Raw genomic sequence first — 16090 nt, 5'->3', positions numbered from 1 at the left:
GGTTTATTTCAAAGGAACCCTTAAAACACTAAACGAGTAAGGTCGCAACTCTAACAAGGTCTGATTATTCTTAATCGTTATTTCTTTTTCTTTTGGGCTCACATTTACAGCATTGGCGAAAGTATTTACAGCGCTTAGGTTTTCATTCTGCAACTGGATAAGTTTCCCGCCGGAAGCCGTTTTTTTACTTCCATTGATTACAATATTTCTCGATTTTGCCGATGAAGAAGCATTAATTACCTTAATAACTACCTCATTTGTTTTTTGATCCAATACGGCAGAAGCATAAATCCCATCCTCACCTGCTATTACTTTCTGATCACTCAGAATATCGATGACATCCGTTCCCTTGTTTAAGGAATATAACTTCTGTACATAGTAATTTGGGGTACCATATATAGCTAAATTGTCTACCCAAATCATATCAGGCGTCCATTGCCAGCCATCGGCATGTGCAAATAAAGGCGCATAAGAAGCCATGTGTACCACTGCTGCGTTTCTTTCCAAACCGGTCATAAATGCGGCTTCAGCAATCGCACATTCCCAATTGTTTTTGTTGGTTGGTTTAGCAATTCCATCGCTTTGCGCAGCATATTCACCTGCAAATACCTTCGATCCGTTTCTATCGTAATTGTCATACCGCTTTGCATTTGCTAAAAACCATTGAGGTGAGCGGTAATAATGCTCATCAATGATGTCTGCTTTCATTTTTCTTAAAGAAGTATTGAGCAGATCGAAACGTGCTCCATCAGGATCAGTTCCGGAACTATTGATCAGCTTAATCTCCGGATATTTACTTTTAACGGCTTTAGTGAACAAGTCTAAGCGCTCTAAATACTGTGGGCCCCAATTTTCATTACCAATGCCGAGCATTTTTAAATGAAAAGGTGCTGGATGCCCCATTTCTGCTCTGACTTTGCCCCATGGAGTATTCACATCTCCGTTAGCAAATTCAATCAGGTCTAATGCATCCTGAATATAAGGGTCAAGTTCATCTAATGGCACCAGTTCGGCTGTATTAAACTGACACGACATCCCACAGTTCAGAATAGGCAGCGGTTCTGCACCAATATCTTCAGAAAGCTGGAAATATTCATAAAATCCAAGTCCGAAGGTCTGGTAATAATCAGGCGCAGGCCGATGTGCAAATTCTGAATTCCAGCGGTTGACAATTAGCTTCCTGTTTTCGACAGGGCCTATCGTTTTTTTCCACTGATAGCGGGTAGACAGGTCATGCCCTTCTACTATGCATCCGCCTGGAAAACGGATAAAGCCAGGCTTCATATCTGCCAGGATCTGTACCATATCTCCACGCAGGCCACCTTTTCTGTTCTTCCAGGTATCACCCGGAAATAAAGAGATCTGATCCAGGTCTATCTGGCCAGCCCCTTCAAACCAAAGGTTGAATTTTGCTTTATTAACGGTCTGGTTTGCAGTAAAGGTTACGGATTGTTTTTTCCATTGGCCATCACTTTTTTCTGGAATAAGAACAGCACTCCCTAATACTTTCCCGGTACTGTCAATCAGTTCAGCATGTAGTTTTACTGCTGGAGAAGATTCTCTGTAAAACACGGAAAAATCATAAGAAAGCCCTTTTTTAACGCCTATTCCTTTGAATCCTTCATTCGTAATATTTAAATCAGCTTTATTTGTTCCTCTGGAAATAACCCTGAGGTAACGTGGATTATTAGCATCTTTTTCGCCTTTATTCAATACCTGCAGGTCACCTTCCTGAATTTTACTTCCCTGAATAGTCCAGCCCATTAAAGGCTTATAAAATTCAAAAGAACGGTTTTTAATCAACTCTGCATAAATACCTCCGTCTGCGCCCATATTGATATCTTCAAAAAAAACGCCCCACATTTCGGGCTGTATTTTAGCAGTGATCTTATCTGGGTTAACAGCAATCGTTATATTTTTCTGTGCCATCACATTCAGTAAGCTGAACGTGGCAATTGCGGTAAAAAAGCATTTTTTTAGCATCTTATTTTTCTCCTTTTAATCCTTCTGTAGTCATTTGTATCCGTTATTTAAAATGCCTTTGAAAATCCATTCGTCTCATTTTTTTCATCAGCCGTTATTCTAATTCCAGTACGACAATAGAGAATGGTGGAACTTTTACTGTTAATTTACCTGCTTTCAGATTTGCACCTTTAAATTCAGCCGGTTTTACAAAATCTGGTTTTTCAAAAGTATTATGGTCATCTGCTTTGGCCGAAGTTAAAATTCTGCCGCGGACAGTTTTATACTGTGCACCACTCAAAATAATCTCTATGGATTCACTCTTATTCCTGTCGATATTAACTGCCGAGATATGTGTCAAGCCTTTCGCATCTTTAGAAGCAGATACCGATACAGCTGGTAATTTTTCATTGCCTACCACATAATCATCGCTTTTCACTACTACAGGAAGTAAGGTCGCATCCTGATGAACTTTATACATTTCCATCACGTGATAAGTTGGAGAAAGGAGCATTTTTTCCTTATTAGTCAAAATAACAGCCTGAAGTACATTGACGCATTGTGCAAGATTCGCAATCTTAACCCGGTCATTATGATTGTTAAAAATATTAAGGGTGGTTCCTGCAATCATCGCATCACGCATCGTATTCTGCTGATATAAAAATCCGGGATTTGTGCCAGTTTCTACATCAAACCATCCACCCCATTCATCTACTACCAAAGCTATTTTTTTCTTCGGATCATACTTATCCATAATGGCAGCATGTTTGGTAATAAGTTCGTCCATACGCAATGCTGTTTTCATTGTTTCGAAATATTCCTGTTCAGTAAAACCAACAGCAGGACCTTTTTTATCCCAGCTTGGAAAAGAGTAATGGTGTAAAGCAATACCATCCATCATGTGCAGCGGAATACCTTTCATTAAGGTTTCTGTCCAGTGGTAGTCGTCTACGTTAGCTCCGGATGCAATTTTAAAAAGGTTTTTACCCTCCATAAATGTAGCATATCTGCGGTATTCACCAACATAATATTCTGGGGTCATATTTCCTCCGCATCCCCATGCTTCATTTCCTACGCCCCAGAATTTCACATTCCATGGTTTTTGCTGACCGTTTTTCACCCTAAGATCGGACATTGGACTTTTACCTTCAAAATTAACATACTGTACCCAATCTGAAAGCTCTTGTACTGTGCCACTACCGGTATTTCCGGCAAGGTAAGGTTCTGTACCCAGTAGTTTACACATATTCAGGAAGTCATGGGTACCAAAACTATTGTCTTCGGTCACCCCACCCCACATGGTATTTACAATTGAAGGCCGCTGACCTTTCGGCCCTACGCCATCTTTCCAATGGTACCGGTCTGCAAAACAACCGCCCGGCCATCTTAAGTTTGGAATATTCAGGTTCTTTAAGGCTGCAATAATATCATTTCTTACGCCTTCAGTATTGGGTATACTAGAGTTTTCTCCAACATAAAATCCATCGTAAATACAGCGGCCCAGATGTTCTGCAAAGTGCCCGTAAATATGTTTACTAATCTGTCCTGAGGGTTTATCTGCGCTTAAAGTTACCGTAGTTTGTTGTGCGGTCAGCAAGTGGCTATTGCCCAGCATAAGCAGGGATATACCTAGTGTTTTGATTATATTTTTTTTGAACATCATGATCAAATTTATGGTTGGGATTTAGTTTGCGGGATTACGTTTCAAATTAGGATTAACATTTAATTCTGAAAGTGGAATTGGTAAATATTCTTTGCCTGGAGTCCAGGTATTAAAATCTGCATCGTGCGCTTTCAACTCTGCCAGTTTAGCGGGATCATATAGCCATCCCCATCTGATAATGTCATTGATCCTGATACATTCAATCGAAAATTCCAGCGCACGTTCATGTGCCAGCTGCGTTCTCATCTGCACTTGATTCATGCCGGGGCTGGTGGTACTCAGATCTGACAGATTTGCTCTGTTTCTTACCTGCTGGATATAAGTATAAGCATCTGCGGTATTTCCCGTCTCATTTAAAGCCTCCGCATACATGAGCAATATGTCTGCATATCTGAGTATCCTGTTATTAATTCCTGAGTTTTCCTGGTCGTCATTCCCTGGCCAGTTTAAGCCATCATGCGTATATTTTCTCGGATAGATTGCGGTTAAAGCAAAAGGCCATTTGTTTCCATAAACTGTAATGGAATTATCAGCAGGTTCATAAGAAGCAATCGTGGCCAGCAACCTTGGATCACTTTTACCATCTTTAGTTTTTTCTATTTTGAATTCATTATACATCCATCTGGTTGGCAGGAAATCTGAATAGCCATAACCATCCATGGCGTAAGTTCTTCCTACAGAGCTCACCTGTTTCCAGTTGGCATTGGGTTCACCTCCATAGTTCATCACCGTACCACCTACGGCATCTGGCTGACCAAATTGTACTTCAAACAATGATTCCACATTGTTTTCATTCACTTCTTTGAAGTTATCCCTGTAATTAGCCATCAAAGCGTATTTTCCCTTTTGGGCTCCATTGATCAGCTCATTAAATTCAGCAGCAGCTTCAACCCATTTCTTTTTATACAAATACGCTTTACCGAGCATTCCTGTAGCCGCTCCTTTAGTAGCACGCCCTGTTTGCCCTGCATCGGGCCCGTTTAGGCCAGCATAAGTAACAGGAAGTGCCTCTTTAGCAGCTTTGAAATCAGCAAAGATCTGTGCCCATAAAACTTCATCTGTTGCGGTAGGTGTACGGTATTTTGATTTATCAACCGGCAATTCTAATGGAACAGGAATATCTCTGTAGGTATTCGCCAGATTGAATAAAGCCAGACCCCGTAAAAAATGTGCCTGCCCGATAATCCGCTTTTTCAAATCTTCATCCATAGCAATTGCAGGTACATTGATAATTACCTGGTTTGCACGCCAGATCAATTGGTAATGTGCTGCCCAGATCCACTGAACAGGTCCGGAATTGGAAGGGATACTAAAGTTTCCAACCTGTACCAGATCACCCCAGGGACTGTCTCCTGCAAAATCATCCCCCCTTACATCTGTAAGGGCTGGAAACATCCGCATATAAGTACCATCCTGGATCAGACTATTGTAGATCGCATTTACACCCGTTTGTGCATCATCTGCCGTTTTCCAGTAAAGATCTATGGTCTTGGCATTGGGGTTTTGCAGGTCGAGCTGTTTTTTACAACCTGTGCTTAACAGGCCTAAAAGTATATAGCATAATATTTTTTTCATCAGTATCTATTTGCTTGTTAATTGGTAATGAAGCTATCCTATCTCTGTATTCTTAATTCTAAAATCTGGCTTGTAAACCCATCATCAGTGTTCTTGGCGTTGGAAAAGATCCTGGATCATAACCGGGCTCAAACGGACGGGTCTGTGCAAAATCAGGATTGTATCCTTTATAATACTGAAAGGTGTATACGTTTTGCGCAGTTGCATAAACTCTGATAGATTGTAACCATTTCACTTTAAGCTTGGGAATCGTGTAGCCAAGAGAAATCGTATTGATCCTCAAATAATCCCCTTTTTGCAGCCAGTTTTTCCGGTCAGACTCTATTCCGTTCTGATTCGGATCATTTGCCGCCAGTCTTGGATATTCATTATTTGGATTTGCTGGTGTCCATCGGTTTAAAGCATCCTCATGATAATTGAGATAGTCAGTGGTATGCATCAGTGTACGATACAAAGATCCATTGATCAGGTTGCCCGCAGCACCAGACAGGAATAAAGTAAAATCAAAACCTTTATAGCCGGCAGTAAAATTCAACCCATAATATACTTTCGGTAAAGAGCTGCCCAGATCTGCACGGTCAAGGTCATTGATTACCCCATCAGGTTTACCATCAGGGCCACTGATATCTTTAAATTTCAAATCACCCGGAGCAGTAAAGGCATTTTGAAATGCATGATTTTTAATCTCATCTGCGTTTTGGAAAACGCCTTCAACTACACGCCCATAATGGCGGCCAATTTCATGCCCGACAGTGTTGACAAATCCACCCACAATTCTGGATGTTTCTCCGCTGCTTAATGCCAGCAAAGTATTTTTCACTGTACTCAGATTACCTGAAACATTATAAGTGAAAGCCCCTTTATTGTTATGATAGCCAATATTAATTTCAATACCCGTATTCCTGATACTCGCTGCATTGGTTAACGGGGCAGTATCATTAGAACCCACGGACGCCGGAATGGGCTCACCAATCAGCGCATCCGTAGCTTTATTATTATAATATTCAGCAGTCAGATCAATTGCTCCATCAAAAAAAGTGGCATCAATTCCAATATTTGATGTCGTTTTTGTTTCCCAATGGATATTTGGATCAATCACATTTGTTTGTGCTCCACCGGTCACTTTGGTTCCATTGAAGTTATAGACAATGTTAGGATTAAGCAATGCCAAATATCTGAAATCACCAATATTAGCATTTCCCAGCTGTCCATACCCGCCCCTTAACTTCAATTCTGTAATCCACTTTGGCAGGTGGATAAATGCTTCTTTACTGATTCTCCAGCCTGCTGAGATACCAGGGAAATTTCCATATTTATACCCATAACCAAATCTGGATGAACCATCACGTCTGAAGTTTGCTGTCAGTAAATATTTGTCATCATAATTATAGTTTAGCCTTCCAAAGAGTCCAAAAAAAGCATAAGGAGTAAGACTTCCATCTACCGTTTTATTTGATCCGTTCCCTAAAACGAGGTAGTTGGGATCTAGTTGTTCCGCATGTCCGGACCTGACCAGAGCTGTATTTTTATTGTAACTCACCCCCAGAACTGCATTAAAAGTATGTTTATCAAATTTCTTATCATAAGTAAGTGTATTATCAACCAGGGCATTTGTATATGTTCTTGAATTATCGTCCAGACGGTTTACGGTTTGTTTGAAGAAAAATCCAAGATCAAATGTTGGCTGAAATGCAAAATCACGTGCTATAGTTTTATCATAACCCGCATTGACTTTGTATTTCAGGCTGTGACCGTTTAGATTCAATAACTGCGCTTCTGCCCAGGCCACACCAAAAATCCGGTCAACTTCTGTAAAGTTTGTGAACATCGAATTCACAGCTGGTACATTTAAAGAAATCGCTCTTTCCCTGTCAGATTGTGTACCTCCATAACCATTAGGCATTGTTGGATCATAAACTAATTGTGTTGGGATGGCAATGACCAGATCGTTGATCAGCGGAGGTCTGCCGCCTGTAAGTACGTCTCCGCGAAAAGTCAATGAGTTTTCTTTGGAATGTGTGTAGCTTAGTGATTGCCCGAATTTGAAAATCCCTTTGGACTGGGTGGTATTGATCCGTCCGGTATAACGGTTATAATCCGGTCCATTCCCCACAAAAGTACCTCCTTGTTTAAAATAATCCAGAGATACATTGAATGTGGAGTTTTCACCACCGCCAGAGAAATTCAGGTTATGGTTCATCCGGTACCCTGTCTTCAATCCTTCTTTTTGCCAGTCGGTGTCAATATTTCCTATATATTTTGGACTGGCCGGATCGTTTGCGGGTGCCATGGTCTGTCCCCCATTTAATTGAGATTCGTTATTCAATAACTGATACCCGGCACGGTCAACTACGGGTATTTTCTGCCAGATTTTATCTGCTCCAAAATAGGTGTTGTATTCAATACTCAGCGGGCTGTTTTTCTTTCCTTGCCTGGTCGTAATAATAATTACCCCGTTCGCTGCTGCTGCACCATAAATTGCTGCTGCAGTTCCATCTTTTAAAACTTGCATGGATTCAATATCATTCGGACTAAAATCACGCGGGGTATTAGATAGCATAATTCCATCTACTACATAAAGTGGCTGCTGGTTATTAAAGGAGGCCAGTCCTCTGATACGAATAGTAGGTGAAGCGCCTGGTTGTCCATCGTTTGTCACTGCAATTCCTGCAGTTCTTCCTTGTAATAATTGTCCTATATCACTTGCAGAGGTCTTTTTCAGCTCTTTAGTATTGACAATAGAAACGGAACCTGTCAAATCTTTTTTTAGTTGGGTCCCATAGCCCACTACCACCACTTCGCCTAATTCTTTTACGCTTGGCTTCAATTGAATGGATAGCTGGGGACGCCCGTTTATGGGCACCTCCTGTGCAGTAAAACCGATAAGGTTAACAATCAGCACGTCATTTGAAACTGCCTGTATGGCAAAATTACCATTGGCATCTGAAGCTGTTGCACCAGTCTTTCCTTTAATTCTGATGGTAGCACCCGGTAAGCCTGCACCACTTTCATCAGCTACTTTTCCTTTAATTGGTGAGGTTTGTGCCAGTACCATTGTCGACAAAAACAGCCCGATCAGCAGTAGCCCAAACCGGACATAGCGAAAACTATTATTAAGTATATAAATATTCATGAAATCATTATTTAATTAGTGATTGATTAGCTGTTGTTAAGGTGTTTTTTGAATGACCGGCCGGTGAATTGCTGCTTAATTTGAATAAGCACATCATGAAGACAAAAAGTCTTGTGAAATCTAAAGACGGAATGATCGCTAAAGCAGGTTTAGCCCTTTTAGAGTTGCTCATAACAGGTTAATTATTTGCATATATCCAGATTAACCACACTCCTTTACAGACCTGGTGATTTCATCTATCCTTGCAAAATTTATATTTGGCCTAATCAATTTGATTGATTAATAATCGAATGTATAAAATAATTATTAATCGTCAAATAGACGTTTATAAATAAATGTTAATTATACGTTTATAATTATTTACAAAAGCATAAAAACCCGCATAAAACATATCTAAGGATAGCTTTTTGCGGGTTTAAAAAAAATAAAAAATAGCAGAATAAATTAAATAAGATTGGTAAAGCCTAAAATTAAAATCAATTAAAGTCTAAAAAATTAAGGAGCAGGTACTCATTTTCTTATAATAACAGACTTGGGAGACCGGTTATTTCAACGCCGAAAATTTATATACTGTAGTTGTTTGATATACTTTTCCAGGTTTTAATACAGTAGCAGGAAATGAGGGCTGATTAGGTGCGTCAGGAAAGTGCTGTGTCTCCAGACAAAAAGCAGAACGGTGAGCATAGCTCACTTTACCTTTACCATCCTGATCTTTACCTGTCAGAAAATTACCACTATAAAACTGAATCCCTGGTTCCGTTGTAAGAACTTCCATAGCAATGCCAGTTTTCGGACTCATCACTGTTGCTGCTTTACGTAAACCAGATCCGGATCTGAGTACAAAATTATGATCATATCCTTTTCCGTATTCCAGTTGTTCATTTTTATCATTAATTCTTTCGCCAATAAGGGTAGGTTTTGTAAAATCAAATGGTGTACCGCTTACTTTCTCAATTTTGCCGGTTGGAATTAAAGTTTTGTCAACTGGGGTATAAGCATCGGCTTCAATTGTTAATAAATGATCTGTGATCGTCTGATTTCCAGCGCCATTTAAATTAAAATAGGCATGATTGGTTAGATTAACTATAGTTGTCTTATCTGTTACTGCACTATAGCTGATCATAAGCGCATTGTCATCGGTTAACTTATAAGTCACTTTCACTGTTAAATTACCTGGATAACCCGCCTCATTATCTTTAGCAAGATAACTCAGCTCTAAAGTTTGTGCATCTGTTTTTTTAGCCGTCCAAACCTTTGAATAAAATCCGTCAGCGCCACCGTGCAATGTATTAGTTCCATCATTCACTTGTAATTGATAAGATTTTCCGTCAAGAACAAATTTACCTTTTGCAATACGGTTACCGTATCTGCCAATGATTGCACCAAAATAAGGTTCGCCTTTTTTCTGGTAAGATTTTAAACTATCATAACCTAAAACCACATCAGTCAATTTCTGCTTCCTGTCTGGAACCAATAAGGAAACCAGCCGGCCGCCATAATTTGTGATTGCAGCTTCTGCTCCATTCTTATTCTTCAGTGTATATAAGGTTATAGCTTTGCCATCTATATTTCCTTCGAAACCACCGGCTTCCGGAATAATATACTTTGAAACGGAAGCCGAATCGGTAGTTACAGATTTGGACTTCGGACTGGAATTGCTTTCACACCTGGTTAAGGTGAGTAATAAAATAATGCTCAGATAAATTAAATTATAGTTCTTGTTCATATTAAGTTTTTAAGATTCGGTAATACTAATGTATAAAAAGAATATTAAACGTCAAACTAACGATTAATATGAGTATTATAATAACTTTACATTCAAATTAAGACATCATATTTTTTATTAATTTAACACAATGACAAAGTATACAAATCAGGACCGGTTCTTAATAGCTGTTGATTGCATTATATTTGGATTTGATGGAGAACACTTAAAATTGCTCCTGATCAAAAGAGGTTTTGAACCTGAAAAAGATAAATGGAGTTTAATGGGTGGTTTTGTCGGGCCCAAAGAAAGTCTGGATAATGCTGCCAATAGGGTACTTACCCAGTTAACTGGACTGGAAGGTGTTTATTTGGAACAGATTCATGCTTATGGTGATCCTTTAAGAGATCCTATTGAGCGGACACTTTCTGTGACTTACTTTGCATTAATAGATATCAATAAGTATAAAATGCAAATTACGGATCAATATCATGCCGAATGGTTTTTGTTAAAGGATGCACCAGAACTAATTTTCGATCATGATGAAATGGTAGAAAATGCGAAGAAGAAGATCAGATATAAGGCAGCGCTTCATCCTATACTTTTTGAACTCTTACCAAAAAAATTCACCATACCTCAATTGCAAAGTTTATATGAAGACGTGTACAATACCAATATTGATAACAGAAATTTCATCAGAAAATTAACCTCTACGGGTTTGCTGATCAAACTCCCTGAAAAAGATAAATCAGCGTCAAAAAAAGGTGCTTTTTATTTTAAACTTGACAAGAAAAAGTACATAGCAAACTTTCAGGCCTTTTTAAACTTCATCCCTAATCCGGATAAATTAATATCCGGATAAGAGTTTCCGTGAATCAATTGCATGTTACCGGAGATGCAATTGATTCAGAATTGGTTTATCAAGTCCCGTTAATGATTGCTGTTCAGGCTTGTAAAGTTCCAGCACAATAATTTCATTTTCACCTTTCTTAAGCCATTCTACAGGTAAATAAAGCGTTTGCTGCGGCCCTATTTCCCAGTATTTCCCCAGGTTTTTACCATTTACCCAAACCATACCTTTGCCCCAGTTTCTCATATCCAGATAAGTGTCTGCAACCTTATCCAGCATAAATGTTCCTTTTCTGATTACCGGGGTATGATCAGCATGGTAACCTGGCTTGAATTTCAAACTTTTAACCTCTTTGAAAGGGAATTTGAACATATCCCAATCCTGAAGTTCAGTACCTGCAAAAGTCACATCACCTGTAATCCCTTTTTTATTCTTCAGTAAATTGGGGCCATAATTAACCCTGCCAAGGTTTTCCACTAAAATATCAAGGACTACCTTTCCTGGCGCCAGTTTAAGAGACAAACTATCCTGAGCATTCCTCCGATCCAAAATACCGGCACGTTTTCCATTGATCATGATCACAGCATAATCTCTTAAACCTTTTATTTTAAGGATACCTGTCTTACCACCCTCGAGCTGTGTGCGGTACCATACAAATCCATAGGCTTGATTCAGGTCTTCAAAAGTCATCGGTTTGAGGCTATGTACCGGAGTAGTTAAAAGATCAGCTAATTTAATGGCAGCTTGAAGCCGGATTGCCGGGATAACCATAGATGGCTTATTCGCCGGAACCTCAGGAAGCACCTGTCCAACAGGCAAGTGACGCTGAATAACTGCCCTGAACTTCATGAACTTGTCTGTCGCATTACCTGCTTCATCTAAAGGCGCATCATAATCGTAACTGCTGGTTTGTGGTTCATAAGGGGTAGTATCTTTAGCATTGGCACCATTCATAAAATCACGGGTACTCCCTCCGTGGAACATGTACATGTTAATAGAAATACCAGCCTTTAATACCGAATCCAGCTTACCTGTATATTGCTCAGCCGGGACGGTATGATGAGGAGCCCCCCACCAATCAAACCATGCAGGGTACCATTCTGCGATGAAAAACGGGCCTTTACCACCATTCAAAGTTCTGATTTTACGTTTTACAATTTCAGGATTGTCCTGCCCATTAATGGCTGGCAATAGTCCTGGTAAATACCCCTTTTCCAGATCAGATTCCGGATCGCAAGTGTATAGCAATCCATTAAACCCTGCTTCACGGAATAGTTTTTGATTAATAGCAAGGTATTCTTTGTCATTGCTATAAGAACCATATTCATTTTCTACCTGGATCATGAGTATATTTCCACCATTGCTAATTTGCAGAGGGGCCAATTCCTTACCTAACGCTTTGATATAGGTTTGGTATTCTTTAAGGTACTGGCTTTCTTTACTCCTTACAATCAGCCCTTTTTCATTTTGCAACCAGTAAGGGTACCCGCCAAACTCCCATTCTGCACAAACATAGGGGCTTGGTCTTAAAATTACCCACAGCCCTTCTTCCTTAGCTATTTTCACAAATTCAGCAATGTCATTGTTACCGCCAAAATCAAACTTGTTCTTTTCAGGTTCATGCAGGTTCCAGAACACATAAGTTCCAATTGTATTGAGTCCCATCGCCCTCGCCATCTTCATGCGGTGTCTCCAGGCCTCTCTTGGAACTCTGGGATAATGTATCTCCCCTGAGACGATCTGGAAGGGCTTATTGTCTAATAAAAATGTACTGTCACTCAGGGTAAAAGTGTGTTGTGCCTGTGCAGGGTTAATTTCAGTGATTATAGCCAGAAGAATGGCCATTAAGAAAAAAGTATATTTTAATATTTTCATTGGAAACTTATTCATCTGCTTATTTTTCATCAGTTAGGAGTGTAGTTATTGACTCAGGTGGAACACGGATCAAATTTGAATTTGATGTGGAAGGAGCCAGGTTTAATGTAGTTGATGTGGTATAGGTTTTTATTTGTTTTTTATGAATGCCATTGATTTCAAGTAAAGCGGCTTCTTTTCTGGAATTGACAACTACAATGATAATTTTCCCCTGATTGCGGAAACCGGATACGTAAACCTGATCAGCGTTCTCCAGTTTCACAGGTAGCCTGTGGCTCCCTGCAGGTATAAAGCGGCTATAGTTCCCCAGGGCCCAAAGCATTTTGCTTTCGTATACTTTGCCATCCGTTTTGTTTTTATCTATATAAACCAATCCGTCTTTATAATCATTTGGTGAAATGGCAAGCCACCATTGCCAGGAGGTTGCATTCGCATAGCTTAAATCGTGGTGAATAAGTTTTGCAATAAATAATGCCGGAGAAATCCCAGTATCCCGGCCTTCTCCTTTCATCAGGCTGTCTCCAAGAATACAGTACTCCGACATCCAAAAGCGGAGCCCCTTAATTTTTTCTACTTCACTGGCCACTGCACTTCTTATACGTACTGACCTATCTTCAGAACTTGTGGTAAAATAACTATGTCCTGAAATGCTTTGGTCTATATTGTACAGGTCACCAAGATAACCCGGAGATTTTTTATCAAAGAAATAGCTTACTTGCCGGCTTTTGAGCGAATCTTTGTGATTGGTCAGGTAATCCAGCTGCCCGGCTTCCGCAATTTGTATTTTAGTATTGAGATCTGCCTTTTTCAGTGACAAACTTAGTGCTCTGGTCAGTTGGGCGATCTCCTTGTTTGTATAAGGGGAACCTTCCTGCTTAGCCTCATTCCACTTCCATTGAGGTTCATTTACAGGACTGATGTAGTCTAATGTGATGCCTGTACGTTTTTTTATAATTTGAATGTTGCTGATCAGATCCTGGCAGAAAGCAGCTGTCTTGCTAAAGTCGAAGTTACATTTGCCATCACCAGAATAAGATTTCCCGTTTAAGGTAAAGTTAACATGAGGGCTGTTGACAAACCCCAGAAAATTCTTCACGCCCCTTGCCTTGGCCGCGCTCATAAACCACAACTGGCCCGTCATAGCATCATCCTCATATTTTCCATTTAATTTTAAAAATGAAGCCTGTCTCCGCCATTCGTTTTTGATATCGCTTGCTTCACCCTGCTCTGCACTTCCGGCACCTATACTGAAACGCCAGAAATTCAGGCCAATCCCAATTGGCTTTCCCTGATGGTCAAGCTCGCGGCTGAAAAGCAAATCGGCCATCTTCTTCTTTTTTTCTTCCGGCCATAACCCCGCATATTGACAGGACCAGGCATCAGAAGCACCAAATCCCTCAATCACCTGTGCAGGATGCCGGAGATCGATTTCAACTTTAACAGGATTAATCCCCTGCGCGCTTATCAAAAAAGGAAGCGCCATCAATATTTCAAAAAATATAATTGCAATAACAGAACTTTTAGTTCCAGACATATCTTTCTAATTAGACTAAAGGATTAAACGTCCGGAAAGGTTAATTCCGGACGTCTTAAATTTGAACATATTTCATTTACCAGATTTAATACCCGGTATTTTGTTCCAGCAGGTTGCCTGAAGCAAGAATTTCGGCCCTGGGAATTGGCAGCCAGTAATGCTTGGTTTCGAACTTGCGCCCATCCAGTGCTATCTTTGAAGTATAGGTAAAACTGCCATCGGTATTTTTAGTAATGATCACCCCTCTGCATGGCAAATTCTCGGTCACTTCAGCAATTTTCCATCTCCTGACATCATAGAAACGATGTTCTTCAAATGCCAGCTCGATCTGACGCTCATGTCTGATCGCTGTGCGCATATCGCTCTGAGATGCTGCTGTAACTGGCGGCATGTTTACCCCTGCTCTGGAGCGGATCATGTTGATAGCCTGACGTGCACTCATCGTTGCGCCAGCCCCTACTGCATCTGGTCCATAGACTTCATTTGAAGCTTCAGCGAGATTAAGTAGTATTTCGGCATATCTGAAATAGATCCATGGCTGGAAACCCGCATTACCCCACGGATTTTGTAAAGGATAAGCATCATTCATGAATTTCTTAAGATAGTAACCCGTTTTTGTGGTGTTCCAGTTGTCATTTCCATCCTTGCTATCTCTTCCACCCGGTATAAAAGTTTCTATATTACGTTCGCGGTATGGAGCGCCATTATACAAGACAGTAGCTTTAAAGCGCGGATCGCGGTTTTCATAGGGTTTGGCCGGATCATAAAGCGGGTTGGTGATATTTGCAGGTAAACCGTTGGTCAAATCATAAGCCTCTACCAGGGTCTGGGTTGGTGTATTTCCTGCCCAACCTCCATAGCCATTTGGTCCGTTTGCAATCTCCAGATGCACGTGATTGGCATTCTTGGTGTACAGGCGTTCGAATATAGACTCATTACTTTGATTGGTCAAAAATAAATTACCATACCCTCCCTGATAAATGCTGTATTTATTGAGGCTGATGACTTGTTGTGCCGCTGCAACAGCAGCTTCCCAGCTACCTGCAGCATATAAAGGGCTGGCTGCATAAAGTGTAAGTCTTGATTTTAATGCCAGGGCAGCACCTTTTGTGGCCCTGCCTGCCATCCATTCACCACTATTGTCCAGCGGTAATTTCGATACTGCGTCATCCAGCTGGGCGATTGCGTAATCCATCCCTTCTTTAATTGTAGCGCGTTTAAATAAGGCCGGGTCCTGCAGATTATCTTTTAAACCCAGTACCTGATCTCCCACCAGTACCACTTTTCCATAATTCCGGATCAGGTCCTGATAACGGAATGCCCTTATAAATTTGAGCTCTCCTTCAAGCCTTTTTTTACGACCCGCACTCATCTGGATTTTGGTTAAAACACTTAATGCATAATTGCATTCACGTATACTCCGGTAACTTCTGCCCCATAGTGCGCCTAGTGCACCCAGGTTCTCCGGCGCCAGCTGCCCCCGCTGGATCAACCAGGTATCGTCATCATTGTTATAAATGGATTCGTCAGTCAGCGAGCTCCACATACTGTATTCAAAACCCCGCCCAAATCCGGGATTGGTTCCTTCTGCTTCTTTACTCTGAAGTCTTGTACCAAGGTAAGAGTTGATTACAAAAGCTTCAAATACTGCTGTATCGGTTTCCAGCGTAACGGTGGGAATTCTGTCAGTTGCAGTAACGTCCAGAAAATCTTTTTTACATGAGCTCAGTGCCAGTACACTAACTAATAAAATAAAAACTGGTAGGTTATATTTGTACTTCATTTTGATAAGA

The 16090-nt window shown here is 40.4% G+C and carries 9 protein-coding genes; 1 reads left to right on the top strand and 8 read right to left on the bottom strand.

Annotated elements, in window-relative coordinates; all coding sequences use genetic code 11:
* Positions 1 to 3: 3 nt before the first annotated feature.
* From AY601_RS03075 to AY601_RS03055, 5 genes are all read right to left on the bottom strand, one after another.
* Positions 4 to 1983 carry an alpha-L-arabinofuranosidase C-terminal domain-containing protein gene (locus AY601_RS03075; protein ID WP_068396282.1) on the bottom strand — a complete coding sequence of 660 codons (1980 nt, stop codon included), beginning with the start codon at positions 1981 to 1983 and terminating at the stop codon, positions 4 to 6.
* 94 nt (positions 1984 to 2077) lie between these two features.
* On the bottom strand, positions 2078 to 3625 hold the full coding sequence (locus AY601_RS03070) for an alpha-N-arabinofuranosidase (protein WP_068396279.1): 1548 nt from the start codon (positions 3623 to 3625) through the stop codon (positions 2078 to 2080).
* A gap of 21 nt (positions 3626 to 3646) precedes the next feature.
* Entirely contained in the window at positions 3647 to 5200 is a 1554-nt protein-coding gene (locus AY601_RS03065; protein ID WP_068396275.1) for a RagB/SusD family nutrient uptake outer membrane protein, read from the bottom strand.
* A 58-nt stretch (positions 5201 to 5258) separates the two neighbouring features.
* A complete protein-coding gene (locus tag AY601_RS03060) occupies positions 5259 to 8333 on the bottom strand; it encodes a SusC/RagA family TonB-linked outer membrane protein (RefSeq protein ID WP_068396269.1) in 3075 nt (1024 codons plus the stop codon).
* A 544-nt stretch (positions 8334 to 8877) separates the two neighbouring features.
* Positions 8878 to 10059: an aldose epimerase family protein gene (locus AY601_RS03055; RefSeq protein ID WP_068396266.1), complete on the bottom strand. Its 1182-nt coding sequence runs from the start codon at positions 10057 to 10059 to the stop codon at positions 8878 to 8880.
* A gap of 130 nt (positions 10060 to 10189) precedes the next feature.
* Between AY601_RS03055 and AY601_RS03050 the strand changes: the two genes are divergently transcribed.
* Positions 10190 to 10900 carry an NUDIX hydrolase gene (locus tag AY601_RS03050; protein ID WP_068396263.1) on the top strand — a complete coding sequence of 237 codons (711 nt, stop codon included), beginning with the start codon at positions 10190 to 10192 and terminating at the stop codon, positions 10898 to 10900.
* 24 nt (positions 10901 to 10924) lie between these two features.
* On the opposite strand, the gene AY601_RS03045 is transcribed toward AY601_RS03050, so the two are convergent.
* The 3 genes from AY601_RS03045 to AY601_RS03035 all read right to left on the bottom strand — a co-directional run bounded on the left by AY601_RS03045 (position 10925) and on the right by AY601_RS03035 (position 16080).
* Positions 10925 to 12793 (bottom strand): glycoside hydrolase family 35 protein, encoded by a 1869-nt coding sequence (locus AY601_RS03045; protein WP_232324685.1) that lies wholly within the window; start codon positions 12791 to 12793, stop codon positions 10925 to 10927.
* On the bottom strand, positions 12783 to 14297 hold the full coding sequence (locus tag AY601_RS03040; RefSeq protein ID WP_068396258.1) for a glycoside hydrolase: 1515 nt from the start codon (positions 14295 to 14297) through the stop codon (positions 12783 to 12785). Before AY601_RS03040 ends, AY601_RS03045 begins: the two co-directional genes overlap by 11 nt.
* Before the next feature lie 85 nt (positions 14298 to 14382).
* Complete coding sequence (locus AY601_RS03035) at positions 14383 to 16080, bottom strand: RagB/SusD family nutrient uptake outer membrane protein (RefSeq protein WP_068396253.1); 1698 nt, start codon at positions 16078 to 16080, stop codon at positions 14383 to 14385.
* Positions 16081 to 16090: the final 10 nt, after the last annotated feature.

It is taken from the genome of Pedobacter cryoconitis, assembly GCF_001590605.1.
GTDB classification, from domain to species: Bacteria; Bacteroidota; Bacteroidia; order Sphingobacteriales; family Sphingobacteriaceae; genus Pedobacter; species Pedobacter cryoconitis_A.
The sequence above is the reverse complement of the archived record's forward strand: the minus strand, read 5'-3'. Positions and strand labels throughout refer to the sequence as shown.